The sequence below is a fragment of the Ruegeria sp. ABV3_008 genome (assembly GCF_056161185.1).
In genome coordinates this window covers 18,620-42,809 of sequence record NZ_JBSWYP010000023.1, presented here as the reverse complement: position 1 = coordinate 42,809, position 24,190 = coordinate 18,620, and the positions used below count along the sequence as shown (strand labels likewise).

20 protein-coding genes and 1 pseudogene are annotated in these 24,190 nt (G+C 57.5%); 13 read left to right on the top strand and 8 right to left on the bottom strand.

Annotation, left to right across the window (positions count from 1 at the left end; genetic code table 11):
• Positions 1-306 precede the first annotated feature (306 nt).
• The 7 genes from ACXAH8_RS22765 to ACXAH8_RS22735 all read right to left on the bottom strand — a co-directional run bounded on the left by ACXAH8_RS22765 (position 307) and on the right by ACXAH8_RS22735 (position 8,368).
• Positions 307-1,542, bottom strand: a complete 1,236-nt coding sequence (locus ACXAH8_RS22765; RefSeq protein WP_475220790.1) for a Tm-1-like ATP-binding domain-containing protein — start codon at positions 1,540-1,542, stop codon at positions 307-309.
• A 22-nt stretch (positions 1,543-1,564) separates the two neighbouring features.
• A complete protein-coding gene (locus tag ACXAH8_RS22760; RefSeq protein ID WP_475220789.1) occupies positions 1,565-2,497 on the bottom strand; it encodes a phosphotransferase enzyme family protein in 933 nt (310 codons plus the stop codon).
• Positions 2,494-3,789: an aspartate aminotransferase family protein gene (locus ACXAH8_RS22755; RefSeq protein ID WP_475220788.1), complete on the bottom strand. Its 1,296-nt coding sequence runs from the start codon at positions 3,787-3,789 to the stop codon at positions 2,494-2,496. Before ACXAH8_RS22755 ends, ACXAH8_RS22760 begins: the two co-directional genes overlap by 4 nt.
• A 15-nt stretch (positions 3,790-3,804) precedes the next feature.
• The gene (locus ACXAH8_RS22750; RefSeq protein WP_475220787.1) at positions 3,805-5,289 is read right to left on the bottom strand and encodes an aldehyde dehydrogenase; all 1,485 of its coding nucleotides are present in this window, start codon (positions 5,287-5,289) and stop codon (positions 3,805-3,807) included.
• A 7-nt stretch (positions 5,290-5,296) separates the two neighbouring features.
• Positions 5,297-6,829, bottom strand: coding sequence for a tripartite tricarboxylate transporter permease (locus tag ACXAH8_RS22745; protein WP_475220785.1), 1,533 nt, complete (start codon positions 6,827-6,829; stop codon positions 5,297-5,299).
• Positions 6,830-6,838: 9 nt separating this feature from the next.
• Positions 6,839-7,375, bottom strand: coding sequence for a tripartite tricarboxylate transporter TctB family protein (locus ACXAH8_RS22740; RefSeq protein WP_170768371.1), 537 nt, complete (start codon positions 7,373-7,375; stop codon positions 6,839-6,841).
• Positions 7,376-7,438: 63 nt separating this feature from the next.
• On the bottom strand, positions 7,439-8,368 hold the full coding sequence (locus ACXAH8_RS22735; RefSeq protein ID WP_475220784.1) for a tripartite tricarboxylate transporter substrate binding protein: 930 nt from the start codon (positions 8,366-8,368) through the stop codon (positions 7,439-7,441).
• Between the two features lie 108 nt (positions 8,369-8,476).
• Here ACXAH8_RS22735 and ACXAH8_RS22730 point away from each other — a divergent pair, with 108 nt between their 5' ends.
• Both ACXAH8_RS22730 and ACXAH8_RS22725 read left to right on the top strand, forming a co-directional pair.
• A complete protein-coding gene (locus tag ACXAH8_RS22730) occupies positions 8,477-9,256 on the top strand; it encodes an IclR family transcriptional regulator (RefSeq protein ID WP_475220783.1) in 780 nt (259 codons plus the stop codon).
• A gap of 32 nt (positions 9,257-9,288) precedes the next feature.
• A complete protein-coding gene (locus tag ACXAH8_RS22725) occupies positions 9,289-10,641 on the top strand; it encodes an aminotransferase class III-fold pyridoxal phosphate-dependent enzyme (RefSeq protein ID WP_475220782.1) in 1,353 nt (450 codons plus the stop codon).
• 37 nt (positions 10,642-10,678) lie between these two features.
• Here the strand turns inward: ACXAH8_RS22725 and hpaR are convergent, their stop codons facing one another.
• Positions 10,679-11,119 (bottom strand): homoprotocatechuate degradation operon regulator HpaR, encoded by a 441-nt coding sequence (gene hpaR / locus ACXAH8_RS22720; RefSeq protein WP_475220781.1) that lies wholly within the window; start codon positions 11,117-11,119, stop codon positions 10,679-10,681.
• Positions 11,120-11,224: 105 nt separating this feature from the next.
• Between hpaR and ACXAH8_RS22715 the strand changes: the two genes are divergently transcribed.
• From ACXAH8_RS22715 to ACXAH8_RS22665, 11 genes and pseudogenes are all read left to right on the top strand, one after another.
• Positions 11,225-11,623, top strand: coding sequence for a 5-carboxymethyl-2-hydroxymuconate Delta-isomerase (locus ACXAH8_RS22715; protein WP_475220780.1), 399 nt, complete (start codon positions 11,225-11,227; stop codon positions 11,621-11,623).
• Between the two features lie 3 nt (positions 11,624-11,626).
• Complete coding sequence (gene hpaE / locus ACXAH8_RS22710) at positions 11,627-13,135, top strand: 5-carboxymethyl-2-hydroxymuconate semialdehyde dehydrogenase (protein ID WP_475220779.1); 1,509 nt, start codon at positions 11,627-11,629, stop codon at positions 13,133-13,135.
• 155 nt (positions 13,136-13,290) lie between these two features.
• Entirely contained in the window at positions 13,291-14,133 is an 843-nt protein-coding gene (gene hpaD / locus ACXAH8_RS22705; protein WP_170380896.1) for a 3,4-dihydroxyphenylacetate 2,3-dioxygenase, read from the top strand.
• A gap of 24 nt (positions 14,134-14,157) precedes the next feature.
• Positions 14,158-15,639, top strand: a complete 1,482-nt coding sequence (locus ACXAH8_RS22700) for an NAD-dependent succinate-semialdehyde dehydrogenase (RefSeq protein ID WP_475220778.1) — start codon at positions 14,158-14,160, stop codon at positions 15,637-15,639.
• A gap of 3 nt (positions 15,640-15,642) precedes the next feature.
• Positions 15,643-17,040 carry a pyridoxal phosphate-dependent decarboxylase family protein gene (locus ACXAH8_RS22695; protein WP_475220777.1) on the top strand — a complete coding sequence of 466 codons (1,398 nt, stop codon included), beginning with the start codon at positions 15,643-15,645 and terminating at the stop codon, positions 17,038-17,040.
• Positions 17,037-17,891, top strand: a complete 855-nt coding sequence (locus tag ACXAH8_RS22690; RefSeq protein WP_170639109.1) for a fumarylacetoacetate hydrolase family protein — start codon at positions 17,037-17,039, stop codon at positions 17,889-17,891. Before ACXAH8_RS22695 ends, ACXAH8_RS22690 begins: the two co-directional genes overlap by 4 nt.
• Positions 17,888-18,688: a 2-oxo-hept-4-ene-1,7-dioate hydratase gene (hpaH, locus tag ACXAH8_RS22685; RefSeq protein WP_475220776.1), complete on the top strand. Its 801-nt coding sequence runs from the start codon at positions 17,888-17,890 to the stop codon at positions 18,686-18,688. Before ACXAH8_RS22690 ends, hpaH begins: the two co-directional genes overlap by 4 nt.
• 14 nt (positions 18,689-18,702) lie before the next feature.
• Positions 18,703-19,758, top strand: a complete 1,056-nt coding sequence (locus tag ACXAH8_RS22680) for an aldolase/citrate lyase family protein (protein ID WP_475220775.1) — start codon at positions 18,703-18,705, stop codon at positions 19,756-19,758.
• Positions 19,759-19,770: 12 nt separating this feature from the next.
• Positions 19,771-20,511, top strand: a complete 741-nt coding sequence (locus ACXAH8_RS22675) for a metallophosphoesterase family protein (protein ID WP_475220774.1) — start codon at positions 19,771-19,773, stop codon at positions 20,509-20,511.
• 119 nt (positions 20,512-20,630) lie between these two features.
• Positions 20,631-21,293, top strand: a pseudogene (locus ACXAH8_RS22670) (IS6 family transposase).
• A 660-nt stretch (positions 21,294-21,953) separates the two neighbouring features.
• Positions 21,954-24,173 (top strand): hypothetical protein, encoded by a 2,220-nt coding sequence (locus ACXAH8_RS22665; protein WP_475220773.1) that lies wholly within the window; start codon positions 21,954-21,956, stop codon positions 24,171-24,173.
• Positions 24,174-24,190: the final 17 nt, after the last annotated feature.

Below are 24,190 nucleotides of genomic sequence, written 5' to 3'. Positions count from 1 at the left end.
CAGCGCCTCTCTCGCAGAGTGGCGCGAACTCGGTGCGGCATAAAGGGCAGCGCTACTGGCCTAGCTGAGACTGGTTCAAATTAGTTGACAGCACAGATTGGATCACTTTGCGTCCTAAAATAGGCGATCAAAGTCGCGAAATAGCGTCTATCACGTCCGCTTGACCGGGCGTGATGTCTTAGCCTCCTTCTGCGAAAAATGAGTGCTCTAAGGGGCGATGGACACTCGGTTGTGGTCCAACTTGTTTACCCTCGAAGCCATGTGCGACCAACTTTATGAACACTCTGGCACGCAACAAGAAGCCAGCTAGCCTCGGCTGACAAACCCGTTTTCAACCCACTGGTCAAACTTGGCCAGAACGGCATTGCAAAATGCGGCGTCGTTGATATGGGCGTCCAGCTCAGTCATCGGCACCTGGTCCGGCATGACCTTGCGGGCCTCATCGACCATGTCAGCAAGGGCTGCGGGGTCATGTGCCTCTTCGCCTTCCTTGTCCCATGCTTCAACGCCTTGCAACGGCAGGAAGAAATGAACCGGCCCGGTTGCTGCTTCCAGCCGGTTTGCAAGTTCCCTGATCCAGGCGCGGCGTTCCTCGCCATTGAAGACCGAGCTTTTGATCAGGCGGTTATGTTCGTGAAACGGGCGATCTGCATATTGATCCGGGATCTCTTGCCAGCCCGCGAAATCCAGCAGGTCCAGAGCGCCCGGTGCAACCATCTGCGGCGTGCCAACGCGTCCGGCATTGGTAACGCGATCCTCTCCGCTTGAAACAACGGAACCGGCCAGCAGATTACCAAATTCCTGCATGCAGAAATCCATCACGCAGACAAACGCGTTTTCGGCGGCCAGTTTTTCAAAGGCCATGCCACCCATGCCTGTCGAGTGGAATACCGCAACCTCAAAGCCGCGCTCTTCCAGCGCTGGTTTAAGGGTTTTCATGTAACGCAGGCAGGACGATCCAAGGCTGGTCATGCCAATCAGGGGTTTGCTACGATCCGGCGCGATGGCGGCTTTGGTTGCGCCGACCACGGCCCCCGCAGCCTGTGCCAGAGAAGACCTGCAGATCGAATTCATACCGTACAATCCGCCAGCCCACAGGATCATCTGTATGTCGGGGGCCATCCGATGTGGTGGGATTAACGGTGAGAAACTGACTGTCGAAACGATGTATTTCGGGACCCCCATGGGCAGGGCCTGTGCACAATCCAGCGCAAGGTCGGTACCCATGGTTCCACCAGTGGCCAGCATCCCATCAAACCGGCCATCGGCATAGGCTTTCGCCACGACCTTGGCAGCCCCGGCGGACATGACGCGAAAGGCCTTGTTCTCATCCCCAAGCGCAATCACCTCGTCGATGGTTCTGCCTTCGGCCGCCGCGACGTCATGTTTCGAGATATCGGTCGGTGTTTCAGGATCGCCAAGAACGGAGACGTCCATCGTCAGCACATCTGCTCCTTGCGCCCTTACGGCGTCTTCGATGAACCGCATCTCGGGGTCTTTGGTGTCGTATGTCCCGATCAGCAGGATCGTTTTATTGGTCATGGTTTCCTCCCGTCCGTGCGGTTTATCCGAGGTAGCGCGTTAGCACGCTTCGGGCGGTATCTTTGAACCGCAAATTTCGTGCCTCTGATCCATCTTCGTCCATGCGGGACAAAACCCAGCCCACATAAGTAACCGCGCGCAGGGCCATGAACAGATCAAGATGCTCGGTGCCTAGCGCACGTTCCGACCGGTATCCCTCAAGCAAGGCCGCTTGCAGGGCTTCGTAGTCCGGCTCGCGCAGGTTTTTCAGCAGCGTCGTGGCGATATCGAACAGACGGAACCCGAACCCGGCATCGTCGAAATCAATCAGCCAGAGCTTGTCGCCTCGGACCATAACGTTTTCGCGTACCAGATCGGCATGGATCAGGCCGTAGTCCAGTTGGTTTTCGATCTGCAGCAAGTGATTGTTAGCTTGCTCGCGGAACGCAGTGAACAGGGCACGATCCTCGCCAGAAAGCGTGGGGTTTTCCCAGAACCGATCCCACAATGGGGCATCGCCCAGCAGTCCAGCACGATCCCAAGACCAGCGCTCAAAGTCATCGGGACGCGTCCAGGCATCGCTGACTTCGTGCAGCTTTGCCATCTCATGCCCGAGGGCCCGAAACAGCCCGGTACGATCACTATGGTCGATCCTGGTTTCTGTCGATCCCAGCGGGCGGCCGGGCAACCAGTCAAGCATATCGACCTGGATCCCGTCCAGCAGTTGCAGATAGCGGCCATCCGTGGCCGGTATCGGTGTGGGTACACCGACGCTCTTTGCGCCTAGCTCGGCGATCCACTGCAGCTCGGACCTCAAGGCGGTATCCGAATGCAAGCCTTTGCGGTGCAGGCGCAGTGCATAGCTTTTCGCGCCGATCTGAACCCGGTAGACATGATTTTCACGGGCCGCGACCAACGACCATTTAGCACCGTCCATGCCCCAAAGGTTCAGGGCTTTCTCGACAATTGGGGTCATAGGGTCAGCGGGGTTTCGGCCAAAACCTCGTCCAATGTGTCAAACAGCAGATCGGCATTCTTTTTCGAGAACGGCATTGGTGGCCGGATCTTGAGCGTGTTCTTGTGACGGCCGAGTTTCGAATGGATGATGCCCCGGTATCGCATCGCGTTGATGACCCGATCGGTGAATTCGCTGGCCGGTTCCTTGGTTTGACGATCCAGCACCATCTCGGCCCCGAAAATCAGGCCCGAGCCGCGCACATCGCCGATGAACTCGTATTTCTGCTGCAAAGATGTCATGCGCACGCGGGCGTGATCGCCCACGGATTTGGCGTTGGTGACAAGGTTTTTGTCCTCAATCTCTTCCAATACCACCATGGCCGCGGCGCAGGACACCGGGTTGCCACCGAACGTGTTGAAGTACCGATAGCCCTTGCGGAACGTGGCAAGGATTTCGTTGCGCGTTACGACGCCGCCCACCGGATGACCGTTGGCCATTGGTTTGCCCATGGTCATGATATCCGGTACCACGCCCATCTTTTGATGCGCCCACATATGGGTGCCGGTTCGGCCAAAACCCGATTGCACCTCGTCGCAGATCAGTAGGCCACCAGCCTTGCGCACCACTTCGGCCACGGGTTTCAGCCAGCCGTCGGGATGGTCGGGGAAGCCTTCGTTCAGGAAATAGGGGCAGAGGACCAAAGCGCCAAAGCCGATGCCGGATTTTTCATGCTCAGCAATCTGTTCGGCTACGGCGTCGGCAAACTTACTGCCGTCCGGGTCCGGGTTGCGATAGCTGTCGGGTGCCTCCACAAACCGGAAATACCGATCCAGACCAAAGCCAACGGTCGGCACGTTCGATTTGCTCAACTGACTGACCAGAGAAGTGTTGCCGTGATAGGTTGCATCCGTAGCAATGATACCGCGTTTGCCCGTCATGCCTTCGGCCATGCGCAGGGCGATGTCATTGGCCTCGGACCCGGTGCAGGTCAGGATGGCGGTGTCTAGCGAGGCATCCATCGTGCCCGTTAGCTTCTCAACATAGTCAAGAATGCCGTCGTGCAAATAACGCGTGTGGGTGTTGAGCGTTGACGCCTGGCGGCAGATCGCCTCGACCACGCGGGGGTTGCAATGGCCGACATGCGGGACGTTGTTGTAGCAATCCAGGTATTTGCGCCCATCTGCATCCCAAAGCCAGACCCCTTCGCCCTTCACGATATGAAGCGGCTCGTCATAAAAGGTCGAGACATTCGGGCCCAGCAGCTTGGTCCGGCGTTCAACAAGCTCGGCGGATTTCGCAGGAAGTGTCATTCAGCAGACCTTTGATCAGAGTTTTATCCAGGCGGTTTTCAGGTCGAGATATTTCTCGAACGCATGCAGGGATTTATCGTGCCCGTTGCCCGACTGGCGCACACCGCCCAGCGGCACGGTCAAGTCAGAGCCGCCATAGGTGTTCACATGCACCGCGCCAGCACGGATGCCAGCGATCATGCGGTGCGCGCGGCTCAGGTTCGATGTCCACACACCCGAGGAGAGACCATAGACCGAGTCATTGGCCAGCCTGATCGCTTCGTCCTCGTCCTTGAAGGATGTGACCGCCAGGACCGGACCGAACACCTCGTTCTGGAACAGATTGTCAGTGGATTTGACCCCGGTCATTACAGTCGGGGCCATATAGTAACCACCGGTTTCCTCAAGGATGCGCCCGCCACCAGTGCGACGCTCGGCGCCTTCGGTCTCGGCCTTGGTGACAAAGTCCAGATTGGATTCCAGCTCTGGCAGTGAATGAATTGCGCCGATTTGTGTGTCCAGATCGAGCGGATTGCCGACCCGCATCGCTTCGGCATGTTTGACGAGTTCGGCAACAAAATCGTCGTGGATGTCCTCTTGGACCAACAAGCGTGATCCTGCGATACAGATCTGACCTGCGTTGCGGAAGATTCCACCTGCGGACACTTTGGCGGCCTCGCTCAGGTCCGGGGCGTCGTTGAAGACGATGTTGGGGGATTTGCCGCCCAGTTCCAGATAGCAGCGTTTCATGTTCGAACGCGCCGAATACTCCAACAGTCGTCGGCCTGTGGCCCCCGAGCCTGTGAACACCATGATGTCCACATCCATCGACAGCGCCAGCGTTTCGCCCACAACCCGGCCTGACCCGGTGACGACGTTCAAAACGCCGTCGGGCACTCCGGCCTCGGCGGCCAGTTCGGCCAGTTTCAGCAGCGACAAGGATGCGCTTTCTGCGGGTTTCAACACGACCGAGTTGCCGGTAGCCAGCGCAGGGGCCAGTTTCCAGCTGCCGATCATCAGCGGCATGTTCCAGGGCACAATCGCTCCGACGACGCCGACCGGCGCGTGATGGATCAAGCCCAGTACGTTTTCTTCCGTGGGGGCGATCTGACCGTAGACCTTGTCAATCGCCTCGGCGTAGTAGCGGAATGTGCCAGCTGCCGACATAGGCTCGGCCTTCATGGCCATGGTGATTTCGGTGCCATTGTCGCGCACCCCCAGAACAGCCAACTCAAGAGCGTGTTTTTCGATCAGGTCGGCCAGCTTCAGCAGGACCTTCTTGCGCTCGGCAGGGGAGCGGCGCGACCAGCGGCCATCCTCGAACGCAGCCCGCGCAGTGCTAATCGCGGCCTCCATATCTGCCGGAGTGCCTTCGGCAATTTGGGTCAGTACTGCGCCATCGACAGGCGATAGCACCTCCCGATGTCCACCTTCCGAAGCGGCGACCCAGCGCCCGCCGATGAAGTGAGATCGGGGGGGCAGAATCTGAGAGCGAAGGGCGTCAATATCGGACTGGTTCATGGCAGAGTTACCCTTGCTGATTGGGGTGATCGGAGTCGACTGGTTGCGCGGTCGGCTCGGGTTTCAGCTTGTTGCGGAACTCGTAGTACAGCGTGCGGAAATGCAGCAGTACGATCAGCACGATCAGCGCGGTCAGGATCGCCGCAATCGGGCGGTCGACGAAATCGAGCGGTGATTTGACCCGCGCCATGGCACTGCGCAGCTTGACCTCCATGATCCCGCCTAGAACCATGCCCAGAATGATCGGCACAATCGGCAGGTCCAGCCGTTTGAGGATCAGGCCGAACACACCAAACCCGGCCGCAATGGCGCAGTCGGTGATCGAGTTACGCAAACTGTAGACGCCGACGAAGGCTAGGATCAGGATCATAATACCCAGAAACCGCGTTGGAATCTGGATGATCTTCAGCAGCAGGTTGGTCGAGAAGAGCAGGAAAACCAGAACGATGACGTTCAGCAGGATCAGCGCCATATAGAGCGCCATCACAAAATCCATCTGGTTCTCAAACAGCTGTGGGCCGGGGATGACATTGTGCACGTAGAACACTGACAGCATCATTGCGGTCAGCGCTTCGCCCGGGATACCCAGCGCCAAAAGTGGGATCATGGCCGCGCCGGGCACTGCATTATTGGCGGCTTCAGACGCCACCAGCCCTTCTGGCGAGCCATCCCCGAATTTGTCGGGGTCTTTCGAGGTTTTTTGTGCATAGGTGTAGGACAGGAATTGCGAGGTGAACTCACCTGTGCCCGGCACCATACCCATGAAGACCCCGATGCTCGAGGACGCGGTTGCGACGCGCTTGATGCCCAGTAGTTCCTTGAGGCCGGCGAAGATGTTGCCGCTGACATGCGTTTCGCCCGGTGCGTGGTTCTTTTCAAGCAGCAAAAGCAGGGCCTGACTGATGGCAAACAGGCCCAGAACAACCACGATCAGATCTACGCCCGAAGCCAGCCAGCTTTGTTCAAAGGTAAAGCGGCGGGTGTATTTCACTGGCTCAAGCCCGACCGTGTTCAGGAAAATCCCGAAAGCGGCCAACATACCGGCAGCAAAAATCTGCCCTCGGTGAGCGAGGATCACCAGAATGATCCCCAGAAGGGCGGCCAAAAATATCTCTCGGCTGCCGAAATGCGGTGCGATCAACGCCAGAACAGGCGACAGGATCATCAGGCAGATGATGGCGAAGACACCACCGAAAAACGAAGCGGAATAGGCCAGTGACAGCGCGCGATGCCCCTGACCGCGTTTGGTCATGGGATAGCCGTCATAGGTGGTCAGCGCGTTCACCGCCGTACCAGGCGTGTTGATCAGAATAGCGGGGATGGCGCCTCCATACATTGACGAGCCATAGATACCCAGTAACAGCGTCAGGCCGACAATGGGTTCAAACGCGAAGGTGGCAGGCAAAAGGATGGCGATGGCAACCGCAGCGCCAACACCGGGCAGCGCGCCAATGATGACCCCACCGATCGAGCCAATCAGAAGGGCAACGATCACCTGCCATTGTGTCAGGATCGAAAGACCGGACAGAAGCGTTTCCATTTGCGAACCTCAGAGATAAGTCAGCGCAAAGGCGCGCACGGAATCGGGCAGGTATTCATAGGCGGCACCGGCCGGGATTTTCACTTGCAGGAAGGCTCGGAAAATGATGGTCACCGCCACACCGAAAGCCGCCGCAAGGCCAATTGCCCCAGCGCTTCGGAACCCGGTTCGGACTGCAAGGAATACCGCGAACAGAACGGTCGAAGGCAGGTATCCAAGAAGCGGGACAACGGCGACGTAGATCAGAAAATAGGCGACGTATTCAAGGGACCGCAGCCAGAACGCGACTTCGGGCCAGCGACCCGGAATGCGGTCCGACATGGCGGAGCTGAGCCAGTGCAGAAAAGCAAAGGCGGCCATTGCCCAGAGCGAGACCATTGGCCAGAAGCTTGGTTGCGCAAACCACTTGGTGCGTTTGACGACCTCGGTCTGCGTTCCCAGTTGGCTCAGCAGAAAAACCGAAAATATCAGGAAGGCCAAAGCAAAAACAACATCGCCGGGGCGGCGGTATCGTTTGAACATGTCTTGCAATGTCTTTGCGATCATTTTGGCCTCCTGCTGGATAGAAAAAGGCCCGACAGTATTGCAATACGCCGGGCCAGTTTCGCGTTATTCGCCTAGAATCTCTTCGATTTTAGAGAACGAGGCTTTGTCCTGTTCTATCTGTGCATTCGAGGCATCCGGATCCTGCCAGTAGATCAGTGCTCCGGTTTCTTCAGCAAGTTGCTTGGCCTTGTCAGATTCCAGCGCTTTCTGTGCAGCCGCAGTGATCTTTTCGCGTGCTTCGGCCGGAGTGTCCTTGTGGACGAACAGACCGTTCCACAGGGCCAAAGGCAGTTCGGGGTGCAGCTCGGTAACTGTGGGTGTATCCGGGACCAATGAGATCCGTTCGCCACCGATGCTGGCCAGGACATTCACTTGGTCCAGACAGGGAAGAACAAGTTGAAGCGTCGTGTTGATCACGTCCACGTCGCCCGAAGCCAGAGTGTTGCAGTCGAGCGCGTCGAAGGCGGCTTCGCTGGCGAAGTCAAACCCACTGCTGACTGCGGCCGCAAAGGTGACTTGTGTGGGCGGCAGAACCGAGCCGAAGTGACCAAGCGCGACATCGTTTTCTTTGCCGTGTTCCACCAGTTCTTCCCATGTCGCGAACGGGGCATCCTTGCTGGAGGCAATGACGAAGGGATAGGTCAGAAAAATGCCAATCGGTTCGAACGGGTTGGGGTTTAGCTCGGGAATGCCAATGTCCGGGCCGATGACCGGTACGCCTATGACGAACGAGCCAACGGTGTAGCCATCTGCCGGAGCGGTCGCAACTTCCACCGCTCCGGGGAACGGACCACCGCCGCCACCGGGCTTGTTCACGACGGCGGCAGGAACACCATACATGGCCTGAAATTCGTCGGCGATCATCCGTGTGAGAACGTCTTCCAAGTCACCCGGAGGCCATGGAACGACAAAGGAAACCGGTTTCTCTGGATACTCGGCCAGTGCGGCGGTTGCAGAAGCAACAAAAGCGGCGGCTGTTAGAACTTTCTTCATTGACACCTCCCGTCAGTGGTTCATTATTTGATCCGCGTTAACAATAATAATGTTGCTTTGTTAAGCTTGTTCTGTCAAGTATTACCTTAACAGGAGGATGTGAATCGCATGGGTACTGCCCTGAACGCCCTGAAAATGCTCAACTATTTTTCAAACGCTCGGCCAGAAATTGGGTTGAGTCAGTTTGCGCGCCTGTCTGGATTGAACAAAGCCACGGCGCTGCGCCACCTGCGGGCGCTTGAGGAATACGGGTTGATCGAGCAGAACCCCATGACCAAATCCTATGCGGTCGGACCTGCCGCTTTGCGCCTGGCCGCGTTGCGCCAGATCGCCCGCCCCGGCATCGAGAGTGCCCGCCAGCGAATGCAGATTGCGATGCAGGACGTTGGTGAAAGCCTGCATCTTTCCCTGCTTGAAAAGGAGTGGCTTCAAACCGCGCTGGTGGTCGAAACGAACCGCCACAGCGTGCGCGTCAGCCTCGACCCCAGCGAGCTTCTTCCGATCAATGCGACAGCATCCGGTCTTTGTATGCTCAGCTTTGGGCCATCCTTCTTGCTGGACCGTATCGGTCAGAAAGAACAAGTACGATACACGGACGCCACGCTGACCGACCCGGCCAAGATCAAAGAGCGGGTCGCGGCAATCAGCCAGGCCGGTTGGGCGAATAGCAGTGGAAGCTATGAAGATGGCGTCTTTGGCTATGCGGCTCCCATATTCGGCATTGATCAAGTGGCGCTGGGAACCATTGCGATTGCCGTTCCTGAAGGTCGCGCAGGAGACGACCGGCTGCCGGAAATCCTGACCGCCCTGCACGCCCTCTCAACTGACCTGACCGCAAGTTTTGGCGGTCAGCTTCCCGACACTTTTCCAACCGAATTCCATCCGTGAGCGGGTGGACGCAAAACCCGGAGACCAGAGAAATGAAAGACTCGAACTTTCTCAAAGAAAACAACGCGCGTTACTTCTGGCACCCGATGGCGCATCCCGCCGACAGTCAGAAGAACCCACCCACGATTCTGAATGGCGGTGAGGGTGTCAGTATTATCGATGTCGATGGTCACAAGGCGCTGGATGCGGTCGGGGGGCTTTGGAACGTCAATCTGGGCTATTCCTGCGAGCCGGTAAAGCAGGCCATCGCCGATCAGCTGAATGCGCTGCCCTACTATTCGACCTTCCGTGGCACCAGCAACGACAAGGCAATCGAGCTGTCTTATGAACTGGCGCAGTTTTTTGAGCCCGACGGCCTGACCCGCGCTTTCTTCACCTCGGGCGGCTCGGACTCGGTCGAGATCGCGCTGAAAATGGCGCGGCAGTACCACAAGGTGCGCGGCGAGGCCGGGCGCACAAAGTTCATCAGCCTGAAACAGGGCTATCACGGCACCCATTTCGCCGCCGCTTCGGTCAATGGCAATCAGAAGTTCCGCGCGGCCTATGAGCCGATGATGCCGGGCTGTTTCCATGTGCCCGCGCCATGGACCTATCGCAACCCGTTCGACGAGACCGACCCTGAGCGTCTGGCGCAGCTTTGCGTCAAAGCGCTTGAGGCCGAGATTGCATTCCAGGGCGCGAACACGGTTGCGGCTTTCATCATGGAACCGGTCCTTGGGGCAGGGGGCGTAATCCCGCCGCATAAGAGTTTCATGCCGATGGTGCGTGAGGTTTGCTCAAAACACGGTATTCTGCTGATCTCGGACGAGATCATCACCGCTTTTGGGCGTACCGGCAGCGAAAGCGGCGCACGGCACTGGGGGGTGCAGCCCGACATCATGACGACGGCCAAAGCCATTACCAATGGTTACTTCCCGTTCGGGGCGGCGATGATTTCGGGTGCTGTTGCCGAGGTTTTTGAAGGTGACACGACCGGCAAGGCGTCGGTGGATCAGGGCTATACCTATTCCGGTCACCCGGTTGGGGCAGCAGCAGCGCTCGCCGCGCTGTCCGAGATCAAGCGCTTGCGCGTCTGGGAAAACGCTGCCGCGCGCGGGGATGAGCTGTTTGCCGGTTTGCAAAAACTGGCCGAGAAATACGACGTGATCGGAGATGTGCGCGGCGGCGAGGGGCTGATGTGTGCGCTGGAACTGGTCTCGGATCGCGAAACGAAGGCGCCTATCGCGAAGCACCTGCCGCTGCAGGTTCAGAAAGCGGCTTATGAAGACGGTGTGATGGTGCGTGTGTCCGGCAACAATATCATCCTGTCTCCGCCGCTGATCATCACATCAGAACACGTGGCCAAGATCCTATCGGCGCTGGATACCGGTCTGGCGTCTCTTTAACCACCACTTACGTGACCTCGCCCGCCCTTGGGCGGGGTCAGACTTTAACCGCCTGCAACTCTTCAAGCAGGTCCAACAGTTGATTCAGCTTCTCGCGGCCCATCTGGGCCTCGATATTGTTTGAGATTGCCAGCGACTTTGCAAGGTTGTCTTCCAGAACCGCGCGTCCGGCGTCGGTGATCTGAACCATGGTGCGGCGCTTGTCTTGTTTGTCCTGGCGACGGGTGATCTGGCCATCAGTCTCCATCGTGCGCAGAATGCGGGTGAGGCTGGGCAGCAGCAGGCAGGCCTCGTGGGCAATTGCGCTTTGCTCAACCTCGCCCAGCTCGTCCAAAACCCTCAGGATGCGCCACTTCTGTTCGGTGAGCTGAATGTCATGAAGCATCTCCCGGATCGGTGCCATGACGGTTTCCCGTGCGCGCAACAGCGCAATCGGAAGGGATCGGGCGGTACTTTTTGTGTGGCTTTGCGTGGTCATGCGGCCTTCTAAATTGCCAATTCCGGAATTGCAAAGATTAACAAGGCAAGTTCTTGACAGCGAGATCGTAAAAAAGTAAACATGTTAACCAATAAAGGAGGGCGCATGCCACATTTTCACGTCGAGTATTCCGGGAACCTAGAGGACAAGGTCGACATGGATGGCTTGTGTGAGTGCATCCGAGCAACGGCTGCTGAGATTGACACCTTTCCGATGCCGGGAGTTCGTGTCCGCGCTGTGCGGGTCGATCATTTTGCAATTGCAGACGGTAATCCTGTGCATGGCTTTATCGATATCTCGATCCGCTTGCGGGCCGGTCGGTCCGACGGCGTAAAGCAGGATGCCACGCAGCGCGTTTTCGAGGCGGTCAAAGCGTATTTGGCACCTGCCTTCAAACATCATTCGATCACGCTCTCGCTTGAGATGCGCGACATCGACCCGAAGCTTTCGCCCAAGACTGGTACGATCCGCGATCACCTTGGCGCCACCACGCAGGAGACCTGACCCATGAGCGCACTGGACACCAACATCGAAAAACTGGCGGGCTTTTTGGCGCGGTTCAAAGAGACGGGTATCAAAAACCGTATCGCGGGCGAGGATGTTGCTGGTTCCGCTGGCGTATTTCAGTCTACCTCGCCAGTCGACAAATCTGTGATTTGCGATGTTGCCCACGGTACTGCCGAGGACATCGACACCGCTGCGAAGGCGGCTCATGCGGCCTTTGCCGAATGGCGCGACCTGCCTGCCATCGAACGCCGCCGCATTCTGCTTAGCGTGGCGGATGCCATCGAAGCACGCGCCGAGGAAATCGCGCTGTGCGAATGCTGGGACACGGGTCAGACCCTGCGATTTATGTCCAAGGCGGCTCTGCGCGGAGCCGAGAACTTTCGCTATTTTGCAGATCAGGTTGTGCAGGCGCGCGACGGTCAACATCTGAAATCGCCGACCCTGATGAATGTCACCACCCGCGTGCCGATTGGTCCGGTTGGCGTGATCACCCCGTGGAACACGCCGTTCATGCTGTCGACCTGGAAGATCGCGCCCGCTCTGGCTGCAGGCTGCACCGTGGTTCACAAACCCGCCGAGGATTCGCCCCTGTCAGCCCGCTTGCTAGTCGAAATCGCCGAAGAGGCCGGATTGCCCAAAGGTGTACTGAACACTGTGAACGGCTTTGGCCCCGACGCGGGCAAGGCGCTGACCGAGCACCCGCTGATCAAGGCCATCGCCTTTGTCGGCGAAAGCCGCACAGGTAGCATCATCACCAAACAGGGCGCGGACACGCTGAAGCGGATGCACCTGGAGCTCGGCGGCAAGAACCCGGTCATCGTGTTCGACGATGCCGAACTGGACCGCGCTTTGGATGCCGTGATCTTCATGATCTATTCAATCAACGGCGAGCGCTGTACCTCGTCCTCGCGCTTGCTGGTGCAGGACAGCATCAAGGAAGATTTCGAGGCCAAGCTGATCGAACGTGTGAACAACATCAAGGTTGGCCACCCTCTGGATCCGGCAACCGAAATCGGTCCGCTGGTGACGGAAGAGCACTACAACAAGGTGACCAGTTATTTCGACATCGCCAAAGAGGACGGCGCGACCGTCGCAGCCGGAGGTGTGAAGCTGGGTGACGAAGGGTACTTCATCCGTCCGACCCTCTTCACCAATGCCACCAACCAAATGCGCATCGCGCGCGAGGAGATCTTTGGTCCTGTCCTGACCTCGATCCCGTTCTCGACCGAAGAAGAAGCACTGCAGATGGCCAATGACACGCCTTATGGTCTGACCGGCTATGTCTGGACCAACGACCTGACGCGGGCGCTGCGCTTTACCGACAAGCTTGAGGCCGGAATGATCTGGGTGAACTCGGAAAATGTGCGCCACCTGCCGACGCCCTTTGGTGGCGTCAAAGCGTCCGGCATCGGGCGCGATGGCGGCGACTGGTCGTTCGAGTTTTATATGGAACAAAAGCATATTGGCTTTGCAACCGGTCAGCACAAGATCATGCAATTGGGGAAGTAAACTGGCGGCACTGTCCCCATTGGGCGGGGGCAAAGCTAGGATAGAAGTAAACGCGCACAAACTGGTCCGGCATTTTCCGCTTACTGCAGGACCGAAGGATGTCAGGTAGCTTCAACTTTGGTTGCCAGGCATTACAAATGCGAGGAGGAACTGCCATGGGAAAGATTGTACAGGCCGCGAAGATAACGCATGTGCCAAGCATCTGGATGTCCCACACGATGCCGAAATACAAAGGCATCCGCCAACCTGCCATCGACGGCTATGCGCGTCTTCGTCAGGATGCGATCGACCGCAAAGTCGATACATTTGTCATTTTTGACACGCACTGGATCACCAATCAGGGCTTCCACCTGAACACGAAAGAGCACCACAAGGGCCGTTTCATCAGTCATGAACTGCCGCACATGCTGGCGGATATGGAGTTCGACTATCGCGGCGATCACGAGCTTGGGGAAACCATCCTTGACGTTCTGCGCGAACGTGGCGAGCGGGCCCTTGGGCATTCGCATCCCGATATGGGTATGGAGTACGGCACCCTGCTACCGATGCACTTCATCAACGAGGGCGTGAATGCGCGGGTTTTGCCCGTGGCGGTCAACCAGTTCTCGTCGATTGCTGAAAATCGCGTCTGGGGTGAAGCCATCGCTGAAGGCATCCGACGCTCGGACCGGAACGTCTCGATCTTGGCTTCTGGGTCGTTGAGCCACGATTTCACCCCCAATGAACGATCGGTCGATGGACTGAATTCGGTAAACGGCGAATTCAATCGCCAGATGGATATGCGCGTGCTGGATCTTTGGGAACAGGGCCGCTTCGAAGAGTTCCTCGAACTTCTGCCCGACTACGCCAAGAAATGCGCGGGTGAGTGTGCCATGAACGATACCGCATTGCTGTTCGGCGCCCTTGGATGGGGCAGCTACAAGGGCAAGATCGACATCTACACCCCGTATTTCGGAAGCTCCGGGACTGGGCAGGCCAATGTCAGCTTCTCGGTCTAGAACCGGAAACACAGGGAAATTCGAATGACTGAACTGCGTCTTGACGATCCCACTTTGCTTGCCGAAAAGGCGCGGGTCGGGTCCAGATGGGTTGATGCCTCAGACGTTGAACGCGTGATTGACGTGACAAACCCGGCGACGGGTGAGTTGATCGGTCGTGTGCCAAACTTGGGTGCTGCCGAGACGGTCGAGGCGATTGCCGATGCGCAGCGCGCTCAGAAAGACTGGGGCAAACGTACCGCGAAAGAGCGCAGCCAAATCTTACGTCGCTGGTATGATCTGATGATGGAAAACCAGGATGATCTGGGTGCCATTCTGACCGCCGAACAAGGTAAGCCTTTAGCCGAAGCGAAAGGTGAGATCGCCTATGGCGCCAGCTTCGTCGAGTGGTTCGCCGAAGAGGCCCGCCGGGCCTACGGCGATGTCACACCCGGCCATACGCCAGACAAGCGGATCATTACTGTCAAGCAACCCATCGGCGTTGTGGCCGCGATAACGCCGTGGAACTTTCCCAACGCCATGATCACCCGGAAGGCTGGACCGGCCTTTGCCGCGGGCTGCTCGATGGTATTGAAACCCGCCAGCCAGACGCCGTTCTCGGCCATCGCACTGGCCGTTCTCGCCGAACGCGCGGGGCTGCCCGCTGGTTTGTTCTCGGTCATTACCGGTTCGGCGCAGGAGATTGGTGGAGAGATGACCTCAAGCCCGATAGTGCAAAAGCTGACGTTCACCGGCTCGACTGAGATCGGTGCGATGCTTTATGCGCAATGCGCGCCGACGATCAAGAAACTGGGGTTGGAGCTGGGTGGCAATGCGCCGTTCATTGTATTCGACGATGCCGATCTGGACGCCGCCGTCGAAGGCGCTGTGATCGCGAAATTCCGCAACAATGGACAGACCTGCGTATGTGCAAACCGCATCTATGTGCAGGCCGGGGTCTACGACGCCTTCACTGAAATGCTAGCTGAAAAAGTAGCGACCCTGCCAACCGGCAATGGGTTTGATGAAGGTATCGTTTTCGGTCCTCTGATCGACCATGCCGCCGTGGACAAAGTCGCCGAACACATCGGTGACGCGACTTCAAAAGGGGCTAAGGTCGCACTTGGGGGTAAACCCCACACACTTGGCGGCACGTTTTTTGAGCCAACCATTCTGACCGATGTGACCTCGGATATGGCGGTGGCGACCGAAGAAACTTTTGGCCCCGTCGCTCCCTTGTTCAAATTCGAAACCGAAAGCGAGGTTGTCGCCGCTTCCAATAATACCGAATTCGGCTTGGCCTCGTATTTCTATTCTCGCGACATGGCGCGTGTCTGGCGCGTATCCGAGGCTTTGGAGTACGGGATGGTCGGTGTGAACACCGGTCTGATCTCAACGGCAGAGGCTCCATTCGGCGGTGTCAAAATGTCGGGTCTTGGACGCGAGGGATCTCGATATGGCCTCGATGATTTCATGGAGTTGAAGTACATCTGCATGGGCGGAATTTCCCCTTCTGAGGAGGCTTAGTGCATGAATTGGAACGAATTTTCTCATTGGGGGCAGCAAATCTCCAGTTGGGCTGCTGACTACCATAAGACTTTGGCGGATCGGCCTGTTCGGGCGCAGACAACGCCGGGGGAAATTGCCGCGCAGCTTGAGGTCTCACCCCCGGAATCTGGTGAGCCGATGGAGGCCATCATGGCCGATTTCGAACGTATCGTGATGCCCGGGATCACCCATTGGCAGCACCCTCGGTTCTTTGCGTATTTCCCGGCGAATGCTGCCCCGCCTTCAATGTTGGCGGAGATGCTGGTGACCACCATCGCCGCGCAATGCATGCTATGGCAAACCGCACCCGCGGCGACTGAGGTCGAAGGCGTTATGGTGGACTGGCTGCGACAAGCACTCGGTCTGCCGGATGGTATGACCGGTGTCATTCAGGACAGCGCGTCTTCGGCGACTTTGTCTGCGGTTCTGACGATGCGCGAACGCGCCACTGGGTACACGGGCAATCGCCAGGGGCTGAACACCAAAGGGGCGCTGCGGATCTATTGCTCAGACCAGGTGCATTCGTCGATCGACCGGGCCTGCTGGGTTGCGGGAATCGGCCAGGATAACTTGGTCAAGCTGCCGACACGCGGACCGACCTACGCGATTGACGCGGCCGCGCTTGAGGCCGCTATCCGCGATGACATCGAAGCCGGTCATGTGCCAGCAGGGATCATTGCGATCACAGGCGGCACAGGCGTTGGGGCCTGTGATGATCTGGAAGTTGTGGCCAACATCGCGCAGAAATACGACCTGTATACCCATCTCGACGCGGCTTGGGCCGGGTCGGCAATGATCTGCCCCGAGTACCGCGAGGCCTTGTGGGGCGGGGCTGATCGCTATGACAGCATTGTGTTCAATCCACACAAATGGATGGGCGCTCAATTCGATTGCGCCATCCAGTTTCTGCGTGACGCCACACCGCAGCTCAACACGCTGAAAATCGAACCCGAGTACCTCAAAACCACCGGTGCCGAGGTGACGAATTATTCGGAATGGACTATCCCGTTGGGACGTCGGTTCCGCGCGCTGAAGATTTGGTTCTTGTTGCGCTCTTACGGGTTGGACGGTCTGCGCACACGAATCCGAAATCACGTCGTTTGGGCCAATGAGGTTGCCGAGAAGATTGGCGCGTTGGAGGGGTTCGAGATCACGACCGGGCCGATACTCAGCCTGTTTTCCTTCCGCTGCCCGGGTGACGATGCGATGCAGCAGCGTCTGGTTGATGCGCTGAATGATGACGGCCGGATTTATCTGACCCAAGGCATGTTTGATGGTCGCAAGATTATTCGTTTTCAGGTCGGACAATTCGACACAACACGCGACGATGTACTGATGGCAGCAGACGTTATTCGTGAGGTTTGGGAGACACTTAAATGAAATTCGCAACCTTCTCTGCCGATGGGCAGACTTACTTTGGTGCGATCACGGACGTCGGCGCAATTGCGTTGAATGATGCTTTCCCAGATCACGCGAGCCTGTATGAGGTAGTCGCTGCTGGAGCGTTTGATCAACTGGCAGCAGCCGCCAATAGTAAGGACGTGACCCACACGAATTTCACCTACGAGATGGTGATGCCCGATGTCCGCCGCATCTTGTGCGTCGGCGTTAACTTCCCGGACCGCAACGCCGAATACAAAGACGGCAGCGCGCAGCCTAAATACATGTCGCTGTTCCCACGTTTCGCAAGCGGCTTCACCGGCCATGGCCGCCCTCTGATCCGTCCGCCGGAAAACCATACGTTGGACTATGAAGGCGAAGTGGCGATTGTCATCGGCAAGACCGGACGTCGGATTTCGCAAGAGGACGCCTATGACCACATCGCAGCCCTGACGCTGTGCAACGAAGGTACGATCCGGGATTGGGTGCGTCACGCCAAGTTCAACGTCACGCAAGGCAAGAACTGGGACAACACGGGTGCCATCGGCCCGTGGCTGGTGCCGTTCACCGACGCCGCGCAACTGGACGATGCGCGTATTCAGACCCACGTGAACGGCGAGTTGCGCCAGGATGATACCCTGAACCGCATGATGTTCCCGATCCGGCGCGAGATCGAATACATCTCGACCTTCATGACCCTGCAGCCGGGCGACATCATCGTCACCGGCACGCCAACTGGGGCAGGGGCGCGGTTTGATCCTCCGAAATATCTGGCTCCGGGTGATATTGTTGAGGTGTCTGTCGAGGGCATCGGTGCGCTGCGCAACACAGTTGAGGACGAACAGCAATGACGCCCGAAGATCATGCCCGCGCAGCTGCTGATCTGCTGAGGGCTGAACGGACTGGAGAGCAGATTGGCCTGCTAACCCTGCGCCACCCCGAGATGTGCATGAACGATGCCTATGAGGTGCAGAACGCCATCTATCGCCAGAAGCTGGCCGAGGGGCGCAAGGTGATTGGCTGGAAGATCGGTTTGACCTCGAAAGCGATGCAATATGCGCTAAACATCGACATTCCGGACAGTGGCATCCTGTTTGACGACATGGCCTTTGAACACGGTGGAACGGTTCCGGCGGGTCGTTTCATCCAGCCACGGATCGAGGCCGAAATCGCCTTTGTGATGAAGTCTGCCGTTGGAGGCGAGAACGTCACGCGCGAGGATATCATCGCTGCCACAGACTATGTAGCGCCCTCCATTGAAATCCTCGATACGCGTATTCAACGTGTGGATCCCGCGTCCGGCAAAGCTCGCACCGTATTCGACACGATCAGTGACAATGCGGCTAATGCAGGTATCGTGCTGGGCGCGGAACGGCACGCCGTGGATGCTTTTGATCTCCGCTGGGTCGGTGCGCTGACCTTCCGCAATGGCGAAATCGAGGAAACCGGCCTGGGCGCGGGCGTTCTGAACGATCCGGTCGAAAGCGTTGTCTGGCTGGCCCGCCGCATGGCGCAATACGGACAATACATCGAACCCGGTCAAATCATCCTGTCCGGCAGCTTTATCCGCCCGGTCGAGTGCCCGACTGGGACTGAAATCCATGCCGATTTCGGGCCATTTGGCTCGGTCGATATCAATTTCGCCTGAAAGGAAAGCCGCATATGCCTGCGCCAAAGAATACGTTCAAAGCCGCTCTCAAGGCGGGGCAGCCGCAGATCGGCTGCTGGATCGGGATGGCCAACGCCTACACGGCCGAGATCGCGGCGACCGCGCAATTCGACTGGCTGCTGGTTGACGGTGAACACGCGCCGAATAATCTGCGCTCGATCCTCGAACAGGTGCAGGTGATCGAAGGATCAGGTAGCACTCCGGTCGCGCGCCTGCCGATAGGCGAAACCTGGATGATCAAGCAATATCTGGACGCAGGCGTGCAGAACCTTCTCGTGCCCATGGTCGAAAGCGGGGACCACGCGCGTGAGCTGGTTCGGGCAGTGCAATACCCACCGCATGGCGTGCGGGGCGTTGGATCAGCACTGGCGCGGGCATCGCGGTTTTCAGCCATCCCGGACTACCTGAAAACGGCGGACGAACAGATTTGCCTGCTGGTTCAGGTCGAAAACCAAAAAGGTATGGCTGCGTTGGAAGATATTCTGTCCTCCGATGTGGATGGGGTGTTCATCGGCCCCTCCGATCTGGCCGCCGATATGGGCCATATCGGTAATGCCGGTCACCCTGACGTGGTTGCAGCCGTGCTGGACGCGCTGGCCCGCATCGTGGCGGCGGGTAAGGCGGCGGGTATCCTGACCCTTGATCCGGCAATGCAACACAAATGCTTGGATCTGGGGGCCACTTTTATGGCCACTAATATCGACGTGACCCTATTTGCAACAGCAATGCGCAACGCCGCCGAAGTCGGGCTGGGCCTGTTGCCGGATCAGACTGCCTCGGGCGTTGCGGAAACCGCTGCAGCCAGCAAATATCTGCAGCAGCTGTGTAAACACTGGTCGCACAAGGCCGAGGTGTTTTTTGACGAAATGAAGGGAAGCGTGGCCTTCGCGGATGGCGACAGCGTGACCCTTGAAGCGAATGACGACAGGCTGACGATTAACGCTGCGACCGGACCGCGCGGGGACTTGGAACAGTGGAAAGGCGTGATCGAAGCCCATCTGGCGCGTTTTGCCTTTCGGGAGGAGTTCCGCATCCACTGGTCTGAATAAGAGCGCCAAAAAATGCCAGAACCTATCTATGCCATTGGTGACATCCATGGTCAGTTGCACATGCTAGAGGACGCGCTGGCCCGCATCGAAAAGGACGGTGGGCCTGATGCGCAAATCGTCTTTATCGGTGATTACACGGATCGCGGCGCCCACAGTCGACAGGTTCTCGATCTATTGGTGAAAGGGCAGTCCGAAGGCAGAAACTGGACATTCCTGCGCGGCAACCACGATCAGATGTGCGCAATGTTCCTTGAGGACTACCCGCGAAACGACGCGCGTCTACTGGTCGGGTATCATTGGCTGCATCCTCAGATAGGCGGCGTTGAGACGCTAAACTCCTATGGCGTTAGGGTCAGCGAAGGGGATCGAATATATCAGGTCCATGCTCAGGCCAAAGCCGCCGTGCCGCAGGCCCATATCGATTTTCTGGCAGGTCTGTTGCCCTACTACCTGCGCAACAACGTGCTGTTCGTCCATGCAGGCATACAGCCCGGCATCCCCTTGCATCGTCAGGACCCCAATGACCTGATCTGGATCCGAGACGAGTTTCTGGACTGTCCGGACCCTCACCCGTGGCTGGTTGTTCACGGCCACACCCACGTCGCCAACCCTGAACACCATGGAAACCGTGTGAACATCGATACCGGGGCGGGATATGGCAAACCTCTGACGGTTGCGGTTTTTGAAGGATCGAAGTGTTGGCTGTTGCACGACGAGGGGCGCAAGCCCCTGACTTACATTGGCTCCCTATAGGTTTCGGTAAACCAGAAGGTCATGTCACAAGAACTTTGCTTGAGCGGAGCATGGCGGTTGCATAGCATTTAGGAATGACTAAACCTGCCTCCTTCAAGTACTTCTAAACCAACCCCGAGATCATCCGCCTGGCGGTGATGCTGTACATCAGGTTTCCACTCTCGCTTCGCAATGTCGAAGACCTGCTTCATGAGCGAGGCATTGATGTGAGCCACTAAACTGTCCGATAAAGGCGGAACAGGTTCGGTCCGATGTTTGCGTGAGAGATCCGAAGGAAACGGGTGCAACAACTGCGCGTATTCTCGAAATGGAAGTGGCACCTAGATGAGGCTTTCGTGAAGGTGAATGGTAAGCAGCCCTATCTTTGGCGGGCTGTTGATCATGAAGGCGAGGTGCCGGAAGCTGTTTTCACCAAATGCCGAAACAAGCAGGCAGCACTGAAATTCCTCGAGAATTTAGTGAAGCGACACGGCAAAGCGGCAACCGTCGTCACGGATCGTTTCGCCTCGTACAGAGTTGCTCTCAGAGAGCTTGGTGCACTCGAAAAACAAAGGACGGGCAGGTGGCTCAACACCCCTATCGAGAACTCGCACCTGCCGTTTCGACGACGCGAACGCGCTATGCAACGCTTCAGTCGTATGCGAAGTTTGCAGAAATTTGCCTCGGTCCATTCCTCTGTTTGCAACCACTTCAAACAGGAAAGATCGCTGGCCAGCCGATACACCTTCAAGCTGACACACACCGCCGCTCTCACCGAGTGGCGTCAACTTTGTTCCGGATAGGTTCGCGGTTTCCGCGGCACACTGAGACTGGTTCGAATTCGTCTAACAGCACCATTGAGATCATCCGCGAGGCTCGGCGGTCGGTCTGCTGCAGTTAAGCGGGTGATTGTAGCGGCACCTGCAGGTTTGCCGAAGGAGCTATTGCTTCGGCAAACCACGTTTTTTGGTGGTCTCCGAACCGTCGCAGCGCGGTAAAAACCTTGACTAAATCGGCGGTTTGCGAGACCCTGAGACCGTTAAAGTAAACGCATTTGGTTTACAAAAAAAAGGATTGTGACATGTACCATGCAGTCAAGTCCCAAAGCATCCGGAAGCTCCTTGTTGTTGAGGGCCCGTCGCTGATAATTTCGATTGCCATCGCAAACACGTTTTACAAGTTTGGTTCTTTTCTTCTGGAACTTCTGGCCTTTCTTCCGACCTGGTTTGTGGTGAGCTTCTTGATCTCACAATTGCTGACACGGTTGCAGCCAGAGAACAGATCCTAAGCCTGCGCGGGACCGCAAAGGACACATAGTATCAAAGACTTTGGGGTTGACCGGTCAGCAAGCCGGGAAACCAGTAGAGATATTGAAACGACCGCTGTTTGTTTTTCGTCGACAGCAAGGCAAGCCCTAGTTTCGGGCGCTTGAACATTTGTACTGAACAAAAGAGGGGAGTGCGATGAATTGGATACCACAAGGACCGCGACCCGCTACGGATGGCCAGTCTGAAGCTGTTGCAGACAACGAAATCGTCGGGGCCGTAAATGCCGTTGCTCCACATCCGGCTGACAGCGACATCCTTTATATTGGTGCCGTGAACGGAGGCGTATGGCGTACACGGAACGCGCTGGACGCACAGCCAGACTGGGTTAGTCTGATGCCAAACGAAGACTCTCTTTCCATCGGAGCCCTCTGTCTGGATCGCAACGATCCGACAGTGCGGACACTCGTCGCCGGCACCGGGCGCTTTAGTAGTATGCGCCGTGTCGGCGGGGCGTTGCTGGGCGTTATGCTGTCTGAAGATGACGGCGCCAACTGGAGCATTCTGGACAATGGCGGGCTGTTTCGCGCATTGCACATCAGGGCAATTCACGCCGCCGGAGACGTGATTATTCTTGCGGGAAACGGTGGGCGGGCTTCTTTGGCGGATGGAGTTTACCGTTCGGATGACAAGGGTCAGAGCTTCACTCATCTGTCGCCCGTCTCTCTGCAAACAGGTCCGTCATTCGCGGTCGCGGCATCTCCGGTTGATGCGGATTTGGTCTATGTGCACGCTGGCAGGGCAATCTTTGTGACATCTGACGGTGGCGTGACGTGGGCAAAAATCAGTTCCAGCGTCATGGAGTCCTTCCTGTTCAGTCCAACCAGTGTGCGCATAGCACCTGGGCCAGGCGACACGGTCTTTGTTGCGATTGCAGTGAATGGCCGGCTTGCAGCATTGTTCCACTCGGCTGACCGGGGAGCTAACTGGTCCAATCTGGATCTACCAACAACAACCGAAGGCAACGGCAAAACCTTTGGTCTACATCCGGGCGGACAGGCAGGTATCCATTTTTCGATGGCCGCTGACCTGCAGGATGCCAACATCGTGTATATCGGAGGTGACCGGCAACCTTCGTTTGATGAGAACGCACCGCCGGGACTTGCCTTGCCGCAGTTTCCCAACTCGATAGGCGCACAAACCTTTTCGGGCCGTCTTTTCCGTGTCAATGCGAGCCAACCGACCGGAGCACAAGCCAGCCCGATCACGCATCAGAACACCAATGCAAACAGCGCGCCGCATGCGGATTCCCGAACCATGGCCATAGCAAGCAACGGCGATCTGATCGAAGGCGATGACGGTGGTGTTTACCGCCGCACCGATCCGCATTCGAACCTTGGGGACTGGGTAACGATGATAGGGTCGCTGCAGAACACAGAATTTCATTCCGCCGCCTGGGATCCGGCGACACAGGTCGCGTTGGGCGGAGCACAGGACAACGGAACGCTGCGCCAACCCGGGGCTGGGACCGCAAGATGGCCGACAGTGATGGGGGGGGATGGCGGTGTCGTGGCAATTTCACCTGACACCACGAACGGCGGATCAGTCCGCTATTTCAGTTTTCAGTTTCTGGGAAACGCGCATCGGCAGTTCTTTGATGCAAACGGGGTTTCGCTGGGGTTCCAGCGGCTTCAGCTGTTTGAGGTTGGAACGACGATGTCGCTTTCGCCTCAGTTCTATTCTCCGATCCAGTCGAACCCGGGCGATCCTTTGCGTCTGGTCATTTGCGGAACTAATGCCGTTTGGGAATCTTTTGACCGGGGTGATACTTTGCGTCTGGTGGGGCCGATCGGAGTTCAGGCAAATGCGGCGGCCTCTGTGGCTTATGGCGGTACAAACGACGCGGATGTGCTGTATGTCGGCGCAGGTTTGGATGTCTTCGTCCGGACCGGTCCTGCGCCAGCACAACTGCAGCAAACAACCAGGTTCAGTAACGGAGAGGGCGTGACCGCTGTGGCATTGGACGCAAACATGCCAACCACTGCTTTCGCGACTCTGTTCAACAGCGTTCATCAGACAGTCGACTCGGGCCAGACCTGGGTGGATATAACCGATAACCTGCTGGCCGCCGGTGGTCGTACCATTCGATCGGTTGTCTGGTGCGGAAACTTTGGAAATGGCCATCTGGTCGTGGGAACAAATGCAGGCATCTATGCTGCCGAGGCTCCGAATTTTACCGGGTGGTTTCGTTTGGCGGCCGATTTGCCTGCGGTGCCGGTCATGCAACTGCAATATGATGACGCCAATCAGGTGCTGCTAGCCGCGACACTTGGCAGAGGGGCGTGGACCCTCGATCTGTCGCAACCGCTGATCGCCCTGAACCCGAACCCCGTGGCCAACACCGTGCAACTCAGCTGAGAGGAGGCGAAGAGGAT